Source organism: Variovorax sp. RA8, from assembly GCF_901827175.1.
In the GTDB taxonomy this organism is placed as follows: Bacteria; Pseudomonadota; Gammaproteobacteria; order Burkholderiales; family Burkholderiaceae_C; genus Variovorax.
Genome location: NZ_LR594664.1, coordinates 343147 through 361965 on the forward strand (window position 1 = coordinate 343147; position 18819 = coordinate 361965).

At 64.1% G+C, this 18819-nt stretch carries 18 protein-coding genes; 4 read left to right on the plus strand and 14 right to left on the minus strand.

Translation table 11 applies throughout. The features are described 5' to 3' along the window. Positions 1-213: 213 nt before the first annotated feature. The 3 genes from E5P3_RS34915 (at position 214) to E5P3_RS34925 (ending at position 1862) form a co-directional block, all read left to right on the plus strand. A complete protein-coding gene (locus E5P3_RS34915; protein WP_162590577.1) occupies positions 214-516 on the plus strand; it encodes a CAP domain-containing protein in 303 nt (100 codons plus the stop codon). After that, positions 465-1160, plus strand: a complete 696-nt coding sequence (locus E5P3_RS34920; RefSeq protein WP_162590578.1) for a hypothetical protein — start codon at positions 465-467, stop codon at positions 1158-1160. The genes E5P3_RS34915 and E5P3_RS34920 overlap by 52 nt, the downstream gene beginning before the upstream one ends. 225 nt (positions 1161-1385) lie before the next feature. After that, positions 1386-1862 (plus strand): LuxR C-terminal-related transcriptional regulator, encoded by a 477-nt coding sequence (locus E5P3_RS34925; RefSeq protein ID WP_162590579.1) that lies wholly within the window; start codon positions 1386-1388, stop codon positions 1860-1862. Between the two features lie 103 nt (positions 1863-1965). Here E5P3_RS34925 and E5P3_RS34930 read toward each other — a convergent pair whose 3' ends face one another. From E5P3_RS34930 to E5P3_RS34970, 9 genes are all read right to left on the minus strand, one after another. Beyond that, complete coding sequence (locus tag E5P3_RS34930) at positions 1966-2427, minus strand: hypothetical protein (RefSeq protein WP_162590580.1); 462 nt, start codon at positions 2425-2427, stop codon at positions 1966-1968. A gap of 163 nt (positions 2428-2590) precedes the next feature. Beyond that, a complete protein-coding gene (locus E5P3_RS34935; RefSeq protein ID WP_162590581.1) occupies positions 2591-4204 on the minus strand; it encodes a type II secretion system protein in 1614 nt (537 codons plus the stop codon). Positions 4205-4283: 79 nt separating this feature from the next. After that, positions 4284-4880 (minus strand): type 4 pilus major pilin, encoded by a 597-nt coding sequence (locus E5P3_RS34940; protein ID WP_162590682.1) that lies wholly within the window; start codon positions 4878-4880, stop codon positions 4284-4286. 57 nt (positions 4881-4937) lie between these two features. Continuing rightward, positions 4938-6047, minus strand: a complete 1110-nt coding sequence (locus E5P3_RS34945; protein ID WP_162590582.1) for a hypothetical protein — start codon at positions 6045-6047, stop codon at positions 4938-4940. Continuing rightward, the gene (locus tag E5P3_RS34950) at positions 6048-7892 is read right to left on the minus strand and encodes an ATPase, T2SS/T4P/T4SS family (protein WP_162590583.1); all 1845 of its coding nucleotides are present in this window, start codon (positions 7890-7892) and stop codon (positions 6048-6050) included. It lies immediately after the preceding gene. Positions 7893-8123: 231 nt separating this feature from the next. Beyond that, positions 8124-8816 (minus strand): hypothetical protein, encoded by a 693-nt coding sequence (locus E5P3_RS34955; RefSeq protein ID WP_162590584.1) that lies wholly within the window; start codon positions 8814-8816, stop codon positions 8124-8126. 38 nt (positions 8817-8854) lie between these two features. Next, positions 8855-10294 (minus strand): type 4b pilus protein PilO2, encoded by a 1440-nt coding sequence (locus E5P3_RS34960; RefSeq protein ID WP_162590585.1) that lies wholly within the window; start codon positions 10292-10294, stop codon positions 8855-8857. Positions 10295-10367: 73 nt separating this feature from the next. Continuing rightward, positions 10368-11942, minus strand: coding sequence for a hypothetical protein (locus tag E5P3_RS34965; protein WP_162590586.1), 1575 nt, complete (start codon positions 11940-11942; stop codon positions 10368-10370). 54 nt (positions 11943-11996) lie between these two features. Then, entirely contained in the window at positions 11997-12536 is a 540-nt protein-coding gene (locus tag E5P3_RS34970) for a toxin co-regulated pilus biosynthesis Q family protein (protein ID WP_232073658.1), read from the minus strand. A 313-nt stretch (positions 12537-12849) separates the two neighbouring features. On the opposite strand from E5P3_RS34970, the gene E5P3_RS34975 reads away from it, so the two are divergent. Next, a complete protein-coding gene (locus E5P3_RS34975) occupies positions 12850-13701 on the plus strand; it encodes a hypothetical protein (RefSeq protein ID WP_162590587.1) in 852 nt (283 codons plus the stop codon). 156 nt (positions 13702-13857) lie between these two features. On the opposite strand, the gene E5P3_RS36585 is transcribed toward E5P3_RS34975, so the two are convergent. The 5 genes from E5P3_RS36585 to E5P3_RS35000 all read right to left on the minus strand — a co-directional run bounded on the left by E5P3_RS36585 (position 13858) and on the right by E5P3_RS35000 (position 18806). After that, positions 13858-14214, minus strand: coding sequence for a zinc ribbon domain-containing protein (locus E5P3_RS36585; protein WP_443083312.1), 357 nt, complete (start codon positions 14212-14214; stop codon positions 13858-13860). A gap of 18 nt (positions 14215-14232) precedes the next feature. Continuing rightward, on the minus strand, positions 14233-15132 hold the full coding sequence (locus E5P3_RS34985) for an RNA-guided endonuclease InsQ/TnpB family protein (protein ID WP_162590589.1): 900 nt from the start codon (positions 15130-15132) through the stop codon (positions 14233-14235). A gap of 22 nt (positions 15133-15154) precedes the next feature. Next, positions 15155-15508: a hypothetical protein gene (locus E5P3_RS34990; RefSeq protein WP_162590590.1), complete on the minus strand. Its 354-nt coding sequence runs from the start codon at positions 15506-15508 to the stop codon at positions 15155-15157. Between the two features lie 137 nt (positions 15509-15645). Next, complete coding sequence (locus tag E5P3_RS34995) at positions 15646-18075, minus strand: DotA/TraY family protein (protein WP_162590591.1); 2430 nt, start codon at positions 18073-18075, stop codon at positions 15646-15648. A gap of 251 nt (positions 18076-18326) precedes the next feature. Further along, positions 18327-18806, minus strand: coding sequence for a hypothetical protein (locus E5P3_RS35000; protein ID WP_162590592.1), 480 nt, complete (start codon positions 18804-18806; stop codon positions 18327-18329). Positions 18807-18819: the final 13 nt, after the last annotated feature.

Genomic DNA, 18819 nt, shown 5'->3' on the forward strand with positions numbered 1-18819 from the left:
GGTTCTCTCTCCGATCGCTCTGGCTCTGGTAACCCTCGCCCTGGTGGGCTGCGGTGGCGGCGGCGGTGGAGGCGGTGGTGGTGGATTCCTGCCGATCGCCGCGGCCCCAGCTCCGGCGCCCGCGCCGGCTGCGCCGGCACCGGCACCGGCAGCCGATCCGGTCCAGAGCTTCCGGCCGCCCCCCCGCCGCCCACCTCTGGCGATTCGACGCTCGTGACGAGCATCAATGCCGCTACCTACACGGCCGGCTCGGAGGAGTTGGCGGCCTTCGCCAAGCTCAACGCTGAGCGTCAGACCTGCGGTTTCGGTCTTCTGCAGCAGAGCACTCAGTTGGACACGGCCGCCTCCGGTCATGCGAACTACCTCCTTCGCAACAACAAGGCCGGCCACTTCCAGGACCCGAGCGATCCGTTCTTCACCGGTAACAACGCGCTTGACCGCGCCAATGCTGCCGGCTATTCACGTTGCTCGTTCTCGACGACAACGCGGACATCACCGGCGGCAGCGCCAACCTGATCACAGGCCTCGGCGTGCAAGCTCTTCGCGGGCTGCTGAGTGCCCCCTACCATGCTCTCAGCCTCCTGAGCCCCGAACTGGACATCGGCATCTCGATCAAGAGCAGCGACGCCACGGGTACCACCGGTACCTTCGGCCCGCGTTCGATCCACCAATTCAATCTGGGCCTCGCGCAAGGGGCTGCGTCGCAAAAGCCGAGCAGCGCGGCGGTCCAGACGTACCCGTGCGACGGAACGATCGGCACGGCGCACACGCTCAGGAACGAGACTCCAAACCCGATCCCGGGTCGCGATCTGAATGCCAACCCCATCGGACAGCCGATCCTGGTTGCAGTTCGCCCGGGTCAGGGCATCGCCATCTCGAGCGCCTCGATGAAGGCGAAGGTCAGCGGCACCGTCGTGGCCCTGCGCCCCGTCATGACGAAGTCCAACGACCCGAACGGAATGCTGAACCCGAGCCAAGCCGTTCTGATGCCCGATGCGCCGCTGAGCCCCAACACCGAGTACGAAGTGAGCATCGTCGGCAACAACACCACGCTGACTTTTGACGGCTCGAACTGGGTCAGCACCGGCACCAACCCCGCGATCACGACCAACTCGACCGGTGCCTTCACCAAGACGTTCTCGTTCACCACGGGCGGTTAACCTCTCGCCCTAGCCGCTCAGCGCTGCGCCATCTCCAGGAGGGTCTCGTGCCCTCTTGCAGATGGCGCGTTTCATTGGAGAGAAAACGATCAGTGTGGCAATCCTGGATCGCAGGCCTATCGTTCGCGCGGGGCTCGAGCTGTTCCTGACGGGCTTCCGGATCTACGCTTTGCCGGACATACGGGCGACGCGGGAGAGGTGGTGAGCCTTGTGCGGACAGAGGACGTGCAGGTGCTCATCTGCTCCCTGTCGCATGCGGTCGACGTCCTCAGGGAGACTCGCGAGCATTGCTCGGAACTGGCTGTCCTGGTGCTCTCGGATGTACCCCCAGACGAGCTCGTCGTTCAGGCGGTTCGCTCGGGCGCCAAAGGGCACCTTCAGGCCGATGCGAGGCGGGCGGAGTTTCTGGATGCGATTCGCGCGGTTGGCACGGGCCTCACCCACCTCTCGGCATCCCTGGCGGAGCAGGTGATCGTCAAGAGGGAGGAGGCGGCCAAGTCCCCGCATGAGACTCTGTCGGAACGCGAGTTCCAAGTGTTCATGAAGCTCGCTCAGGGGAGCTCCGCCCTCGAGATCGCGAAGTCACTGGCCCTCAGCGCCAAAACTGTTGCCACCTATCGGTCTCGCGTCCTTGAGAAGATGCAGTTGGCCAGCAACAGTGACCTCACCTACTACGCCATGAAGAATCGCCTCATGGCTTGAGCTGGACGCACCCCAAGAAGAAAGCCGCCTCTAAGGGCGGCTTTCTTCTGGCCGGAGCCAGAATGCTAGATCGCGGCCGCATGGTGAGCCGCGCAGATCCGCTCTACCAAGGACGCGGATTCACCGCCTGGCAGTACGCGATCCATTGAACCCCACCCAACGCCAGGGCACAGTCCGCAATGGCCAGATTCCAGGTCGCATCCACGCGCCCAGCGACCGCGTTCGCCGTAGCCTGGGCGTTGTTTGCTCGGTTCCACGCGTCCGCAGCGGTGTTGGCGGCGTAGTTCGCAACGTCCCCAGCCCAGTTGGCTGTGGCCTGGGCGTTGTTGCCCACTTGGGTCGCATAGGTCGCCTGGTTGTTCGCCACCGTGGCCGTCCACTGCGCGTTATTGATGCCGGCGTTCAAGTTGGCCACGATCTGACTGATCGGGGCGGCAGCGACCTGCGACCCAGCCGTCGAATTCGCCACCTGGAACGTCTGGGCGAATGCTGGGAGCGCACAAGCCACCGCCAGACCGGCGGCCAAGAGCTGGAGCGATCGGGCGAGAGTGTTGAGTTTGCGCATGGTGTCCGTTCACCTATCGTAGAGATTTCGGTAGCGCATCTAGGAAGCTTTTTGGCAACCAGAAATGCGTCTGTGGCGTCGTATGCTCACGAAGTGTAACGTTTTAATTACTTGCTTGTGCGTTTCTTTTGGCATTCGTTGGCAAGAACAGGGGGGTGATGCGTCAATTGAAGTAGCAATACACGTGGGCCACGGCTGACGATCCGGCAGGCATTGGTCCGGACGCACCGGTCAAGAGTCTCACCTGCCAGACGGCCCCCAGGTCGTTTGCAAAGCGGGCGAAGCCCCCGTCACTCGTGGACTCGGTCTTCGGAATCAGCTGAATGATGGGTGATGCGGTGGGATTGCCAGGATTGGCGCAGGTCGGCTTGGGAACGTTCTGCATGTCGATCACTTCCACCGATCGAACGAATACCAAGTTTGTCGTGATGTCCTCCATCCGCCTCCACACCGCGCCGCCTCCCTGCGGGTTCACTCTGCAGAGCATCGCCTTCTTCACGCCCGCCACCGCGGCCGAGTAGCCCACCTGACCCGGGGTCGTGCACGCGGTGTTGTCGAACGCAGGCGCGAGAAACTGCGTCATCGAGGTCCAGCGCCCGCCCGTGCAATAGAGCATGAGACCGTCGGAGTCGGAAGCGCCCTGCCCTTCCAGCGAGCACGCGCCGCCGTCAACAGCAGACGTTGTGAGCGGCGTCCAACGCCCTGAGGAGCACACTACGAGCGAGCCGGAAGCCTCGGTCGCCGAAAGGCCGAGGGCGCCTGCCTCGACGCACGCCGTGCCCTTCGTATAGCTGCCGGTCGGAATCAGCCGCCTGCCGGCCATGCGGCCCGACGTCACCACCGCGGCTTCGCCGCCACTGTTCGCAGCTATCGCGACGTAGTTGCCGTTCGCTCCAGTGAACCCGGCACCCTGGTCCGTGGCCAGGATGCTGCCACTGGCGACCATGTCCTGGGTATTGACCCCCTTCAGCCCTGCAGGCACGGCGACCGGGTCCGCACCACCGAACCCGCCGCTGCCGACGACACTCACGTTGCCCGCCGCGGCGACGTTGCCCGTCAGACTCGACGTTCCGCTGATGGCCAGGTTGCCCTGAGCGCTCAGATCTCCCCTCAGATCAGGGTTCCGTGTGTCCCGAACCCGAACGAACTGCTGGAACATGGCCGTGTTCAGGGTCGCGCTCGAGCAAACCGTCCCGGCCACTGCGCCGTTCGGGTTCGCGATGTTGAGGGACGGGCCCTTGATCATTGCCGGCGCGGTGTACGAGGACTGGCCGCCGGTGCCGTTCTGCTGGTCGACCATGACCTGCGCCAGGTCGTAGCGGATCTCTGGACGACCGAGGGTCACGCCTGTCGTGGTGCACACGTTCGTCACAATCGTGCAGCCGACGCCTGGGCAGTTGGTCTTCACGACATCGATGCGCAGGCTCTGCCGAGTCGGCATCGCGCCAGGTCCCGAGGGGAAACCGCCGGGAAGCTTCTGGTCCGTCACGAGCTCGGCGATCGTCGGTGCAATATCGTTCACAACGCCCGGAATATCAACCCCGTTGCCTAGATCGTCGAAGTGACTCAGCGCGTACTGCTCGGCAGCGCCCGCGACCTGCTTGAGGTAGCTGCCCGCCGATACGCCGATCTGCTCTTCGGAGAGCTTCGCGAGCTGCGCCTGGCCGTAGATCGACAGGATCGCGATGATGCTGATCGTGACGATGAGTTCGACAAGGCTGAAGCCTTGCTGCGCGCGGCGCGCACGCCCGGGTTGCTGCGGGAAGCGTGGGGTCATGTTTCGAGGAAGGGGAAATGCAGAATCGGAGCGGGCCCGTGTCGAGTGGCCAGATCCCGAGGACCCGGCCGCGCCGAGATCAGCGGAAGGTGAAGACGAACGTGTTCGTGTCGCCGTCGGTGCAGGCGTTCTGTGCGATACCACCGTTGTAGGTGGAGCCAACAGCCTTTGCGGCCGCGCCGTTGATCGTGATCACTTCAGCGACGCGCGACAGCTGGGCAGCCAGGCCCGGGCAGGCGGCGTTGTTGACCGTCGGCAGGGTCACAGTGAAGGAGTCGCCGGCGCTGGTGATCGTCGACGAGGCGACGGTGATCTGCGCACCCGTCTCGCCCAGGTCATGCTGCACGGTCGCCGTCGCGCCGCTGCCGCTGACGGTCAGCGAGGACGACAGGCCGCGCGCGGTGTTCGCGAAGATCGCGGTGGCGGCTGCGCCGACGCCCAGGTTGTTGTACGGGGTCACGCCCTGGCCGGCGAAGTTGCCGCGGATCGAGGTCACCGTCTTGTTGACGTCGTTTGCCGTCGGCTCGACCTTGCCGTTGATGATCACGCCGCGGGCGTACGGCACGGCGAACAGGGCCAGCAGCGCGCCGATTGCGATCACGACGATCAGCTCCACGAGCGTGAAGCCCTTGACGTTCTTCTTCGAGGCGAAGCGGGTGTTGCGGAAGTTCTTCATTTGCTTGAGGTCCTTAGGGTGAAGATCGGGTTGGAAATCGATTCGGTAGGGGAGTAGTTACTTGGTGCTGTAGTACGCGGACATGACGCCCTTCATCTCGTAGATGACGCCGAACTGGGTTGCCATCACGCCGATCACGCAGCAGACGGCCGAGATCAGCATGACCCAGCGATAGAGGGCCATGCGCTTGAGGATCTTGGCCAGCATCGTCTTTTCGACGTAGCGGCCGGTCTCCTCGAAGCCTTCGGAGAAGCCACGCGCCTCCTGCATGTCCTGCAGGAAGTAGTACATCTCCATCGACAGCAGGTTCGTGCGGAACGGTTCGGTACCGACCGCGCCGGTGGCATCGACGCCCTCGGCGATCTGCTCGACGCGCCAGCGCAGCCAGGGCGAGCGCACGGAGCGCGCGAACGTGTTGAGCGACTCGCTCAAGGTGAACATCGTGTTGCCCCGCTTGCGCGTGAGCGTCGCCATGGTGGCCAGGAACAGCGCACCCTTTACGTCGCGCACCACACGGTAGAGCGCCACGTTCGCGTCAAGCCAGTCGCGCACGCTGCCGGTGAGGTTGTTCACCGTCCAGTGCAGCGTCACGATCACGCAAGCCAGCAGCAGCACCAGGTACAGGCCATACCCCTTCACGTTCTCCGCCCATGCGTTGAAGAACGTGCCCTTGGGGCCCCATTGGTCCAGCGGGATGAACGAATAGATCTCCTGGAGCTTCGTAGCCGAGAACCACGGGAAGATCGTGAGCATCACGACGGCGATCACGAGGCCCACCGCCGCGGCGGCCAGCGTGCCCACCGACTCGTTGCGCACCTGATCGGACAGGCGGGCGATACGCGACACGTCCCGCAGCGCCGCGAGCAGCGCGCCGGCGCCCGCGTCCTGAGCCACGTCGATGATGGCCACTTCGTCGTCCGGCAGAGTGCCGCGCCAAGCCGCCGACAGGTTCGCGCCGTTGGTCGCATACTCCTCGGCCCAGTAGGCGGAAAGCTTCGCCCGGGCCGTGGATCCGTAGCGGTCGGCATCTTTCTCGAAGATGCTCAGCAGCTTGATGTCGCCCTTGCCGCCGTCGAGCTTGTCGGCGATGTAGGTGTAGTAGTCGGCGCGTTGCCGGCGGAACTTGGCTGCAGCCTGGCTGATCGCGAAGGGAACCTTGACGGCCATTTACACAACCTCCCTGGCATTAGCTGAAGCCGGCGCCGCCGCCGGATGCAGCGGCACGACGGCCGCGGACTGGGCGCGCGAGGCGTCATACTTCTCGGGCACCGGCACGTGGCTGGTGTTGCGCCGAGCTGCGGCAGCGCGCTCGTGATTGCGGCGGTTCTCGACCGTCTCGAAGCTCATGAAGCGCGGCTCGATCTCGCGGGGGTCGATCAGCCCGACGTACTTGCCGTCTTCGGTCGTGCCCCGCACGGCCTTGTAGATGGCGCATTCCATCGTGTTCTTGCCCGTCAGGTCCTCATCGTCGTACCGCTCCGATGCCATCGAACGCCAGTACTTGAAGAGCTTCAGCGCGCCGTCGGCAGCGCCGATGTACTCGAGCATCTGCTCGTCCGGCTCCACCATTTCGCTGACCACCGTGCGGCCAGAGAAGCCGTTGAGCTCCGGCAGCTCGTCCTTGATGCAGAACTTGCAGCCGCGCGAGTTGCGCATGCGATAAACGTCGCGGCTGATGCCGTACAGGCGTTCCAGGCGGTCGAAGTAGCGGTTGTGCTCGGCCAGCTGCTCGGGATTGAGCGTGAAGGCATGGGCGAAGTCATTGGGCGACAGGGCGCAGTGCGGGCAGTTCGTAGGCAGGAGCGCCTGGTACACCAGGAGCTTCAGGATGCCCGGCGTGGCCAGTACCTCGCGGTTGATGGCGATCGCAGGCGACGCAAAGCGCTCTGCGATACCGAGGCTGGAGCGCGCGTGGGTCGTCGTGTACACGCTGTGGCCCGACTCGACCACCTGGCGGGCAACCAGGCCCGTTTCCCGGTCGCGGATCTCACCCAGGTAAAGCGCATCGAGGGCGGAGCGGTACAGCGCGCGCGTCGCCGACAGGAAGGACTTGTCGTCGCCGGCCTGTGCCAGGTCGCGGGTGATGGTCTTCTGGTAGGCGTTCTTCAGTTCCAGCTCGACCGGATCCTCGAAGGACTGGATCTTGATGTCCGTGGGCAGCATGTTGATCATCTGCACCAGCGAAGTCGACTTGCCCGAGCCCACCACCCCGGCCAGGACCACCATGCCGCCTTCGGAGTTGATCACCCGGCGAATGATGTCCATCTGGCTCTTCAGGTAGCCGGCTTCATCCAGCGAGCGGATCGCTGCCGATTCGCCCAGGCGCTGAATCCGGGTGGTGACCACGACACCCTTGTCGATGGCCATGCCGCTCCAGCGCAGGCGCACACGCGCGCCATCGGGGATCGCGGGGCTGCGCGGCAGGTTGATCTTGACCAGCGCCTGCTGTTCGACCTTCATGTCGAACTGGGGCGAGGCACCGCCGCCGGACTTCTGCCAGGCAATGCCGAGCATGGCGATCACCGTGTCCGTCGGCAGCAGGAAGCGCTCGGGGCGGATGTAGCGGCCGCCGATCTTGAAGCAGATCTGGCTCTTGGCGGCCTCGCGATCCACGGCGAAGTCGATATCGTCGGCCTTGTTCGCGTAGGCCCAGGACACGACGTCGGTGAAGGCCGACATGAGCGCGTTCTTGGTCGGGTCACGCGAGACATCCCGCTCGAACTGAAGGCTTGACTGGGTGATGTCACCCTGGGACAGCGCCAGCACCAGGCCGGAGCTCGCGAAGTAGCCCTGGATGTGGGTGTCGACGAGATGATAGTTGCGCTTGGCCAGCTGGTTGACGACAGCCTCGACCTCCTCGCGCTTGGCCTTTTCCTTGTCCACGAAGAGCAGGACCACCTTGTCGGTCGCACGCACCTTGGCGACTGCGATCGAGGCGTACAGGTGAGGCGCGAGCTTCACCTCTTCGTTGATCACCTTGTCGAAGAGGATTTTGGCAAGGTCGTCGGCCATGGCGATGGGCGTGCGACTGAACCGCACTCCACCCCAGTTGGAGATGTCAGAGGCCTCCGCCGCGGGCGCAGCCGGCTGGCCGGTCGAGACGGTCCGACGTGAGGCCGGCGCCGCTCCAGCTGCACCTGGTTTGCCAACCGTGCGCGCGCCGGAAGCGACACGTGCTGCGGGGGCTGCTGCCTTGGCTTTCGATTTACCGAATCCGAACATTACTGGCGTGTCCGTTCGTGGTCAGTTGGTGGCAGCGGGTTGCTGAGCCAGCCCAGCGTCGGCCGGAAGGGGGAACGGTCCTGAAGCCTGCCCCGTAGCGCGCGGAGACGCCTTCAGAGGCAGGGACGGAGCGCCCAGGGAGCTGTACGGGGTCGGAATGCCAGGAGAAGCCAGAGCGGCGGAGCCCCCGGCCTTCACGAGGTCGCGAGCCGCATCGAGGTTGACCGGGAAGGGACTGATACCCGTCCACTTGCCGGTGGGGCAGGCCGCGGCAGGCACGCCCCGGCTGGCGGGCTTGAGCACGACGGCACGGTCCGCGATCTTGGCGATCACACAGCTACCAACGCGAGCCCCCGCGCGGACTCGTTCATACGATTCCCCGTTGAAGCCGATGTTGGCCCGCAATTCATCGCCGATCCCGAAGATGGACTGCACGAAGATCCGCCCGGGCGGCGGACCCGACGGCGCAGCGGGCTTGGGCGTCTCGGCCAGGCCCGCGGCCACAGACGTGCTTGCCGAGCGCGCGAGCGCCTGCCGGTTCTCGTCGGCGATGAGCGTGTCCACGGTGATGACGCTGCTGCGCATGGCGTTCGTTTGGGGCGCCCGGTCGAGCGCTGCAGGGGTATCGCCAGCCAGTGCGGCTGAGGAGAAGGCCATGCCGGCGCAGACGGTGACAGCCAGCACTGCAGCTTGGCGAAGACGAAGGATTTGCATGGGCGAAGTGCCTTTGAGAAATTGGGTTCCGAGGTGGCTCACTGGGCCTTGGCGTAAATCACGACCTTGATGTCTGCGTTCACCGCAGAGGTCTTGATGTCGACCTTTTCGCCGTCGGCCTGCTTGAACTGCATGCCGATCTGCTGCCATTCACCCTCGATGCCCGCGTCGATGAGCGCGTCGATGCTGCGAAGGGGCGCCTTCAGCGTGAAGGACGCTGCACGCAGCTGCGGCACAGACGCCACCGGAGGCACGGCGGTGCCGTCCTTCTTGCGCGGCGGCGTGATCTCCACCGGCACGAACGTCAGGTCACCGGCCTGCGCGAACGCAGGGCTCAGCTTCTGCAGGCGGCTGACCGTGTCGATCATGTGGCTCTCGACCGAGCGCAACGCCTCGTACTTGAAGGGCTGGGCCGCCTGCGTGACGAACCAGCTCCCCGTGAAGGTGTCCAGGCCGCGATACTGCACGGTCCAGCTATCCGGGATGCTGCCCTTCATCTCGCGATTCACGCGGCCGAGCTGTGTGCGGTTGTAGACAGCGCTGCAGGACCACTTCCGATCCATCGCCGCTGGGGCACCAGGCGGAGCGGCCGCGGGCGCAACGGCGTTGCAGGTCGCGCTCTGGAGCTCCCAACCGTTCCAGACGAGTGGGACCGCGCCGAGCGAGACGCGCACTGCCGCCAGGCCTTGCGAGTCGGCCGCGCGGTGGCCATCCGCCCACATCTGGGTGGCGCGTGCCCATGCTTGCTCCGGCGGCTCATCCACCGTCGCATTCAGCATGGCGAGGCGCTTGCGCTCCTTCTCCTGGTACATGTTCCAGCCCTTGTTGGCCAGGGCCACCAGGACGGAAACCGCCACGAAGCCGATCACGGGCTTCGGGATCCCGCCGCTCTTCTTGGGCAGCGGCTGCAGCACGTCCTCCTCGCCAGACGCTGCCAGGAGCAGGTCGGGCACGGTGAGCCCGCGAGCCTTGTCGCTCAGATCGTGGTCTTCGAGGTTGGTGAAGACCGCGTAGGTGATGTCGTCTTCCAGGCCGCTCTCGATTTCCTTGCGAGCAGCCTCGATGAGATCCATGTCGTTGTCCGACAGAATCACCCGGTCGATCGACGAGGGCTGGCCGCCGCGGACGACGGCGAACCAATATTCGTTGCCGTCCGGGAAGATCTTGAGCGCGTAGATCGCGTCGCCGCCATGCTGGCGCGCTGCGACACGAGCGGCCGCGAAGATACGCGTGCCCGCCGGCGCCGTCTCGGCCGGCACATTGCCATAGCCGAACTGCTGCACCGAATGAACAAGGTGGGTCGCGCCGCCCCCGCGGGCGATCTTTACGGCGTCCGAGCGCGTGGACGAGCGCGAAGCCACGGTGCGCCAGCTCACCCCGAACGCCAAGGCCTTTGGCTCGGCTTCGTGGATCGCAACCACCAGCGGCAAACGGCCACTGTCCTGGTTCGATTTCGCTTTCTTCTTGAAAATGGCCACTGGGAGGGTTCCTGGTTCGCTAAGAGATCTGATCAGGCAGGCAAGACGGCGCCGGGCACCGTGCTCGCTTGCCTCAGACGCCCTCCTCCGCGATCGCGGTAACGAGCAGCACCATCCGGCTCTTAGTGGCGCGGCCCTGATCAGAGCCGCCAAGCGCCATCGGGAGGTTCGCCCCCAGGCGACGGTTGGTGACCGCGTTCGAGTTCGACTCGATGCCACCGATCACCACGGTTTGACCCGAGCGAACCGGCACTTCCTGGATCACGCCCTGGCCGTCGATGGTTTTTTGCTGGACTGTCACTGCCGAATCGCCGGACCCCACGGTGAACGCCTTCAGGGGCTGTGCACTGGTCACATCGAAGCTCACCGACAGGAAGATCGTGCCGTCGGCCTTCGCCGTCGGAACCAGGGTCACGAACGTGCCCACGGTCTCTTCCTTCTGCGTCACGGTCGGCGCCTGAGCGTTCGTGCTGATGATCGAAGAGCTGATGGCCGTCGCCTGCACCTGGTCGACGTAGTTGAACGTCGTGCGGATCGCCTGTGTGACCGGACGGCCTGAGGTTGTCGTGAACGGGAAGGAACGGCGATTCACCACCGTGCCGATCTCGCTCAGAGCCTGGACCACCGCATCGCTGCCCGACAGCTTGCCGGACGTGCGGCCCCAGCCGGTGGTGCCGACTTGCGAAGCTACAAGCGACGCGGGCGATGCGACCGACACGGCGCTGTTTGCGGCCTTGTAGATCAGGTTCCAGTCCATGCCGTAGTCGTTGTCGTCCCGGGTGGTCACCTCAACCGACTCGATCAGGACGCGCACGCGGCGCGACATCAGTTTGTTCTGGTCTTCCACGTACTTGGCCACCCGCTCCAGCGCCTTGGCCGTGTCGGTGACCACGAGGGTCTGGCTCTCCTGGCTGATCACTGCCTTGCCGCTCATCGTGAGCAGCGCGTCGATCGTCTCGCGCATACCCGTGATGAGGTTCTGATCCTTGCTGGTGAAGCCTGTCTTGCTCTGGGACTCGAACACCGTGTTCGAGCCGCCATTGCGCCCCAAGGTGGCGGAAGTCGTCGCGATCTGCGCAATGGCCTGCAGGTGGAAGATCCGGGTTTCAACGCGATAGAACTCAGCCCCAGTCGGGACCGGGCGCCACGAGACATCCGCCTGACGTGCGATGTCGTCGAGCACCTGCCACAGTGGCACGTTGGAGGCCTGCAGCTGCACGCGGGCGGGCCCGAGGATGGGAGCGTCCTTGGCGGCCATCTTGGCGGCGAACTGGCTGGGCGGCAGCAACGCGTCAGGCGTCGCGGTGATGATCAGACCCGAGGCCTCGGCGACCTGGTTGAGCGCGGTCTGCAGGTCAACCGAGGCGCGCTGGAAGTGCGCGGTGATCGGCACCGAGCGGCGCAGCGCCGCCGGCATCTGCATCTCGCGGGCGAGCGGCGTTTGATTGCCTGCGATGAAGGGGCGCGCCACGTCCTGTGCGGCGATGCGAACCTTCTCAGAATCCTTGATGTGTTCGATCAGGGTGTTTCGGGTGGCGGCAATTTCCTTGTCGGCCGCCTGGGCGTCGACACGGACGCGCTCCTGATAGGCACAACCGGCGAGGACGGCGGCAACCACGAGAACGAGGGCAAGGCGAATGGGGTTCATGATCTCTGTAGTTCTTGAGCGAGCGTTGATCGGTTCAGCGTCGAGGCAATCGCATCAGTGGGCGGCCATCCGGTCGCAAAGCTCCGCCTTGGGAACGACGCGCAGCACCTTGTTCGAGTAGAAGCAGGGCTGCAGCGGCAGATTCGTGAGGTCCGTGCTGGACAGCAGCGCGCGCACGGCGCCCTTGAAGTCGCTGCCGAGGTCGGCCGACGAGAGCACGGGCAGGTCGAAAGGAACGGTCCAGTGCTCGGGATCATGCGTCCAGCCGGCGCGGCGCGCCCAGACCGCCAGCGCCTCGCGAATGGTCTTGTCGCTGCGCGACACCGTGAACGGCTGCGCAACCTGTGCCGCCGGCGCTGCCGCAGCGGCAGGAGCCGCCACCTCGCCGCCCACGGGCGTGGCCACCGCGCCGCCCTTCACCGCTGAACCAGCTTCCGCCGCCGCCGGCGCCGCCGCGGCGGGAGCGGGACGGCTGTCCACGAAGCCGGCCAGAGCACTGCATGCGGAGGCACCCAGGACGAGTGCGAGGAAGGCTGCGCGAGTTGCGCTGCCGGTTGCCAGCGCCGAGGCGCGTCGAGGTGCGTTCTTGAACATGCTTGAGAGGTAAAGGCCGAGGGTGATGGCGGTTGGATAGGTGGGTGACGTGTGGGAAATGCGGTTCGGGTCAACCTTTCGGATTACCGCTCACCGGCTGCGTGACAGTTCTCCTGCGCTGTTCCGTCGCTCTCTTTTTTCCTCAATAACACGTCTTTACAAACTCAATGATCCGATTAAAACATGTGGCTACTTTTCGATGCAAGGATACGATGAACTTTGGCGATGCGTTTTCGCAAATCCGCGCTGGATACTCATTGCGGACATGGTTTGAGCGTGAGCGCCGCACACCTTTCGACACCCAAGGAAATCCATGACCACGTCCATTCGTGACGCCGAGCTCGGCGAGCAGTACATTCCCTACTCCCTCGGCCTGCCGCCCGCGATCGAGGCGCTCAACTGGCGCAAGCGCACGATCCACGTCTTCCGCGAGCCGCAGGAGCAGTTGCTGGTGCTCGCGCCGGATCACATCTATGAGCGGTATGGCCACCGTGTCCTGGGGTCCGGGCCGAACGAGGCACATGCCGCCGCCTCGGCCGCGCTGGGCCTGGCCTACCACGCAAAGGAACCTTCAGACTTCTGCCCTGATCTGCAGGGCTACTCCTTCACGACGTCCTCTGCAGGCCCCACCAGCCCGCTGGTCGTGTGGAACTGCGCCGACCCCGACGGCAACGTGAAGGGCCAGGCCGACGGGAAGCGCGCGGCCGCAGAAGATGCGCAATTCGCCCGCCTGGCGGCCCGGCCCGTCGGCGAGCTCACCGTGGAGGAGTTCGCGCGCGTGGCCACGCCGGTCGAGGTGCAGGCGGGTTTCGGGCGGCGCGACAAGGCGATGCTTCTCGCGGGCGAACCCGCCGGGCTGCGACGCGCGATCGCGCAGATGTACCGGCATGCGCCGGCGATGGTCCACGAGGGCGAGACGCTCGCGGCCTTTCGCGCGCGGGTCCAGTCCAGCCTCCAGGACACCCCGATCGGCGACAGCAAAATGCTCTACCTGCCCGTGCGCGACGCGAGCGGCGCCTCGCCTGTGGTGTTCCATCTCGTCTTCCACACGGCCGCCGTCTCCGCCGCCACCGCAGTCACGGCGGTGTACGAGGCCGAGCATGAGCGCCTGCTCGAGCAGCTCGGGGAAGATCTGTCGGAGGAGGCTAAAGCGCCGCGGTGCTGAGACGGCGGGGCTGCGAGGCCGCGGCCCTCATAAGCGCAGTCCGCTCGATCTGTTCCGCGCGCTGCGCTGAGATTCCGGCGGGGCCATGTTAATAATGAAAAGTTGACATCCATCCCGCGCGTAAGTGCGGGAATTCCTGCTGAGATCGACAGCCGACTACCGGCAATCCACCACCTCGGAGGGTTCCTGCTTCCTCGGGACTGCGCGCTTTGTCCTCGCGGACATTGCACGTCTTACCACCCCTCCACAGGCATCGGACTTCGTCTTAGAAGCCCAGACCGCGTGCCCCGCGGCCAGAATGTTCTTTGCGGCATTGATGTCTGCGTGCTCGCTGTGGTCGCAGGCCACGCAAGCGAAGACGCATTGCGTCCTTCTGTTCGCAGGCGACTCGTGGCCGCACTCGCAACACGTACGGCTGGTGTAGCCAGGATCTACCCGCACCACTGCGCCGCCTACGGCCGACAACTTGTACGCGAGTTGGCGAGCAAACTCGCCCCAACCTTGATCGAGAATCGACCGATTGAGACCGGCCTACTGGCGCACCCTGGTGCCGGGCTTCGCCACGGTTCCACGGGCCGAGGCACTCATCACACCGACCCTCAGGTCTTCAATCGCGATGACCGGATGTTCTGACGCCAACTGGCTGGTGAGCTTGTGCAGAAAATCTTTGCGCTGGTGCGCGATTCGCCTATGTAGCGCCCGAAGTTTCTTGACTGCCTTCTTTCGGTTGCACGAACCGGCGACCTTGCGAGTGACGCTTCGCTGGTAACGCTTCAGCCGTCGGAGCTTCGCGGTTAAGGCCGCGAGCGGCTCGATGAGCCGTCCGTCGGAAAGCCCCGCAAAGTTGGCGACGCCCAGATCGACTCCGAGGGTTGGGACAAGGCCGCCAGCCGGGAGCACCCCCGGCCGAAGCGTCTGGATCGCTACATACCAGCGCTCTCCCTCTCGGCTGACGCTGGCATTGCGAAGCTCGCCTTCCACATCGCGGCTCATTCTCAAGCGAATCCAGCCCAGTTTGGGCAGTTGAACGCGCCCATTCTCTGCGTCCAGGCTTATCTTCTTTCGGTCGGGGAATCGGAGGCCCGGCTCCGCGCCACGCTTCTTGAAGCGAGGGTATCCGGATTTCCTTCCTTCACGGACTTTTGCAAAGAAGGCTTGGAACGCCGCGTCCAATCGCTTCAAGACTTGCTGTTGCGTTGACGCTGGGCCTTCACGTAGCCACGCCGTATCAGCCGCGCTCCGCCACGAGGTAAGCCATTTGCACATGGTCTCGTAGCTCGCGTACTTCTCCCCATTTTCACGAAGAGTCCGCTGTTTGCTCAAGGCCCGATTCCAGATCCAACGCGCCATGCCCGCATAGCGGGCGAGCATATTCACCTGCTCACCGCGCGGGCGAAGCTGAAACCGATAAGCGCGAAGCTGGTCGTTCACTTAAATCCGCTCAGAGTTTGTTTCAGGTACGGCGGGGCATCGTAAATGTCGCGCCTAGCTCGCGGACGGCGTTCCAATCGCCGTTCGTTGCCTGGATCGTGTCTTTTGCGTGGCGCACGATGCGGTCCCGTAGCGCGGCGTCTCGAACTAAAGGATGATCAGGCGCAAATTTCGCCAGCTCAGAAGCATATGCATACCGAAGTGCTAAGTTGCCGGCATTCTGACCGATGAGGGTGTCGTAGTCCCTTTGAATCTCATCCCGTTCCGCGGCGATTTGATTGACTGCATGTTGATACCTTGCAGCGGTCTTGAGCAGCTCGGCAGCATTGCGATTCCGCTCAATCCCACGGTGCATATCTGCGTAAAAGTCGTCCATTCCGGCCACGATTTAAGTCCTTAGAGTCTTGCCACCGTCACCCATCAATACAGGATCTACGACGCCAGTGCTTCAGTATGCCGAACGAACCGGCATTTCCGCTAGGGCTTGTGGGCACTTTCGCCGCGGAAGGACAGTTACTCTTGCTCTGGCCTTGGCCTGCGAAGAGGCGTCGCGCCTGATCGCGGCTGTGGCAGCTGGGGGCCGTCCGCGACTCCACCTCGCTTCGGCGCCATCGCACCAGACATGCCGTTCTGACCGAATCGTCCGAATGCCATGAACTGACCCCTCGTTCCTTGTTCAGCATCGCGCCCGAGCTGGGCGCCAATCGCCTTTCCAGCCCATGCCAGCGCTTGGTCAGGAAGAAGAACCGAGAGATTGCTCAGCGTGGTGACCAATGTATGCATCAGAATCCAAAAGATAAGCAGGAACCCGATGACCGAAAAGATCCCCGTGATCGAGTTGCCCTGGACGTTCGACATCACAGAGGGGTAGAGCCAAAACAAAAAGCTCCCCATCACCATGATGAGCGCGGCTGCAGCCACGAATCCCAGCAGCATCAGGAACGGCCGAAACAACATGTTTATGATGAACAAGTAACCGGTCTCGGTTCGCTGCCCCATTCCCTCTCCATTCGCATCCAAGTGGACGAACGCCCAGATGGGACCAGCGGCGATCCCCTCGAAGAAGATGGTGAGGTATTGCACTAGGCCGCCCCACCAGTTCACGAATGGGATCATGGGGATCCATAGGCTCATGATCATCCCGACGATGAAGAGCCCCCCGACGATGGCAGGCAGCAAAGGTCCAAGTGCCTTGAGGGGAGCGAGCACCGTACCAATCGTGCCGCCGGCTACCTTCTTGATCGCGCTGCCCACGATGTTTGTGCCGCTTGAATCGTCAGTAATCTCGTTCAGGTAGGAGTAGACGGTGAACAGCGATTCCGCCGCGACCATCATGTAGTCCCCCATGTTCTTCATCGCGATGATCGGATCAATCATCCGAAGCTCGCCATTGGTGCTCCAACTACCGTTGGAGGTCGACGTCGCTCCACCGGCACCCGCCGTTGACATATCGATCAGATCCATCGCGAACGTCTGGCCAAGACTGCAGTTTCCTGTCGGACGATAGCCCGGTGGACTGATCGAGCCCGCGACGATTCGGCACAGGCCCTGCCAGGACGAGTCGCCCGCAGCAGAGCTGGCATTGGAAGCATCGGACGATGCGGCTGCGCTCGACGAGTTCAGGCCAGTCAGGACAGCATCCAACGCCGTGTTGTAGCCACCGTCCGTATTCTTAATGCCCATCGGCACCGGCGTAAAGCTGACGGATTGAGCCGCCTGCGCGACCGCTGCATTGACCTCCGCGAGAGTCGCGTACCAAGCACCCGCCCCGAACCAGCCGAACTTCTTCATGGACTCGAGGGCTTGGGTCGAAAGCGCGTTTGCCGACTGCTGCGCTTCGCCGGCTGGAGGCTGAATCGCCATGTAATAGGTCGTGGCGATGCCCTCAAGCTGGAGGACCGGCACCACCGGACGCGATCCTCCTGTCGTTTGGTAAGCCTTGAAATCGCGGTACCACTGGTCGGCCAACGTCGCGATCTGGTTCACATAGTTGCCGAAGTTGCTGGTTGCCCGCGCTTGCATCGCTTGTGCGATCGCGTCGTAGTTTACCGATGCGATTCGGTAGCCAACCGACGAACTGCTCCATCGGCTGCCAGCGCTGACCGTCGCATTCACCTTCACGCCGCCACAGAAGTCCCGCGCTTCAGGCTTCCCGTACTGGACCCCTGTGATCCCGCTCGGCGTCGTCGCGCTGACCCGCTCGGCTGCCATGTTCATGCCATTCGCTTCCTGGGCGGTCACATAGTCGTTCTGCGCGTTCATGCAGATGCGCGCCTTGAACAACGTGAATGCCGCCTCTTCCAGTGAGGCGCCGCCCTGCGCCTTTGGGGTGACGAACGAAGGAGACACCACAGTCGTCATGTTGTTCGTGCCGCTCACCATGGCCTCAAATCCAAGGTTCGCAGCCCCGATGCCGAGCGTGGTCGCGAAGACCAGGACGGCCTGCGAAAGCGAGAACCCACCGAACGCGGGAATCAGGCTGGCCACCCCGGTGACCATCCGGATCGGGAGCCACACCTGCGAGAGCTTCTTGCCCATGAGCTGGCCCTCGTGGGCTGTCTGGACGATGGCCACGCCGATCCCATAGGTCGCCCAGATCGTGCCGGCGACAAGAATGAAGGTGTTGAAGACCAAGAACATGCTGCCGAGCAGCGTCGACGCGGTCCCAAGCGCCGAGAACGGGTTCGTGAAGAACGTGCCCAGCAACGCGGTGAACGCCTGCGTGGACATATCGCTCGCACCGGTCGCATCGAGGTAAGGCTGCGTGAGCTGGGTCGTGCCGGTACTCTGCGCCGCGGCTATGCCCGCCATGAACATCGATCCCAGCACCGCGAGCATACCCCCGGCGATGTGCAGTGCGGAATTCCTCCGCGAGCGCGAGGTGAGCCGCGGCGTGCCTGGTGCGGAGCCACCGGAGTGTGTTGCAGCGTGGGCGAAACGCATGGGAATTCCTGACCTGAACCGTTTTTTTACGTGCGGTGAACCCTTGGCAACGTGACGCCGGTGGATCGCCGCGATTACTGCCGTTTCAATCCGCGAGTTGATATTGCTACGGACTGACGGCACCTACGCCGATGGTATCAGCGGGAGTTGCAGACACAGGGGATTTTTGGCAACCCGTGCAGGGCTGGAGCAACAACGCCCCGTCCGAGCATGTCGGGCGGGGCGTTGAAGTAGCTGGCGCGGGGTGGGAGTTACCCGATCCGCTCGCCGTGATTCGCGGCAGCGGCCCGCGCTTCGTAGGTCGCGAGCGCCTGGCTGTTGTACGGTCGGCCGGCCATCCGCGCGTTGCGGATCGCACTCTCATGGGCGAGCGCCACCAGATGATCCGACTCGACGCTGCGCAGGCGCTGCTCATCGGCGAACATCACCATGCACACATCCCCCAGGCGGACGTACCAGTGCTGACCCGGCCTGCTGCACACGCCGGCAGCTTGCGCCTCTTCGATCAGCGAGCGCGCCGCCGTGTTCAGATAGACGTCGATCATCGTCGGCGACGAAAGCTCGACATGGCCCAGGTTCTCGACGTGGGCCAAAAGGCAGTCACGCAGTCGCTCCAGATCGCTTTCCGACAGCGAGACGTGCCGAATCGGAGGCGCACCTAGACGACGCTCTTCCTTTGCCCTGGCCGCAAGGACCAATGTCTGTTCCAGCGCCTCTTCGGCGCTCATCATTGCGAATTCCAGC

Bases quoted from the DNA above. Each gene is read 5' to 3' on its own strand.
- E5P3_RS34930 (WP_162590580.1), bottom strand. From the start codon at position 2,427: ATGCGCAAACTCAACACTCTCGCCCGATCGCTCCAGCTCTTGGCCGCC.
- E5P3_RS34935 (WP_162590581.1), bottom strand. From the start codon at position 4,204: ATGACCCCACGCTTCCCGCAGCAACCCGGGCGTGCGCGCCGCGCGCAG.
- E5P3_RS34940 (WP_162590682.1), bottom strand. From the start codon at position 4,880: ATGAAGAACTTCCGCAACACCCGCTTCGCCTCGAAGAAGAACGTCAAG.
- E5P3_RS34945 (WP_162590582.1), bottom strand. From the start codon at position 6,047: ATGGCCGTCAAGGTTCCCTTCGCGATCAGCCAGGCTGCAGCCAAGTTC.
- E5P3_RS34950 (WP_162590583.1), bottom strand. From the start codon at position 7,892: ATGGCCGACGACCTTGCCAAAATCCTCTTCGACAAGGTGATCAACGAA.
- E5P3_RS34955 (WP_162590584.1), bottom strand. From the start codon at position 8,816: ATGCAAATCCTTCGTCTTCGCCAAGCTGCAGTGCTGGCTGTCACCGTC.
- E5P3_RS34965 (WP_162590586.1), bottom strand. From the start codon at position 11,942: ATGAACCCCATTCGCCTTGCCCTCGTTCTCGTGGTTGCCGCCGTCCTC.
- E5P3_RS34970 (WP_232073658.1), bottom strand. From the start codon at position 12,536: ATGTTCAAGAACGCACCTCGACGCGCCTCGGCGCTGGCAACCGGCAGC.
- E5P3_RS34975 (WP_162590587.1), top strand. From the start codon at position 12,850: ATGACCACGTCCATTCGTGACGCCGAGCTCGGCGAGCAGTACATTCCC.
- E5P3_RS34990 (WP_162590590.1), bottom strand. From the start codon at position 15,508: ATGGACGACTTTTACGCAGATATGCACCGTGGGATTGAGCGGAATCGC.
- E5P3_RS34995 (WP_162590591.1), bottom strand. From the start codon at position 18,075: ATGCGTTTCGCCCACGCTGCAACACACTCCGGTGGCTCCGCACCAGGC.
- E5P3_RS35000 (WP_162590592.1), bottom strand. From the start codon at position 18,806: ATGATGAGCGCCGAAGAGGCGCTGGAACAGACATTGGTCCTTGCGGCC.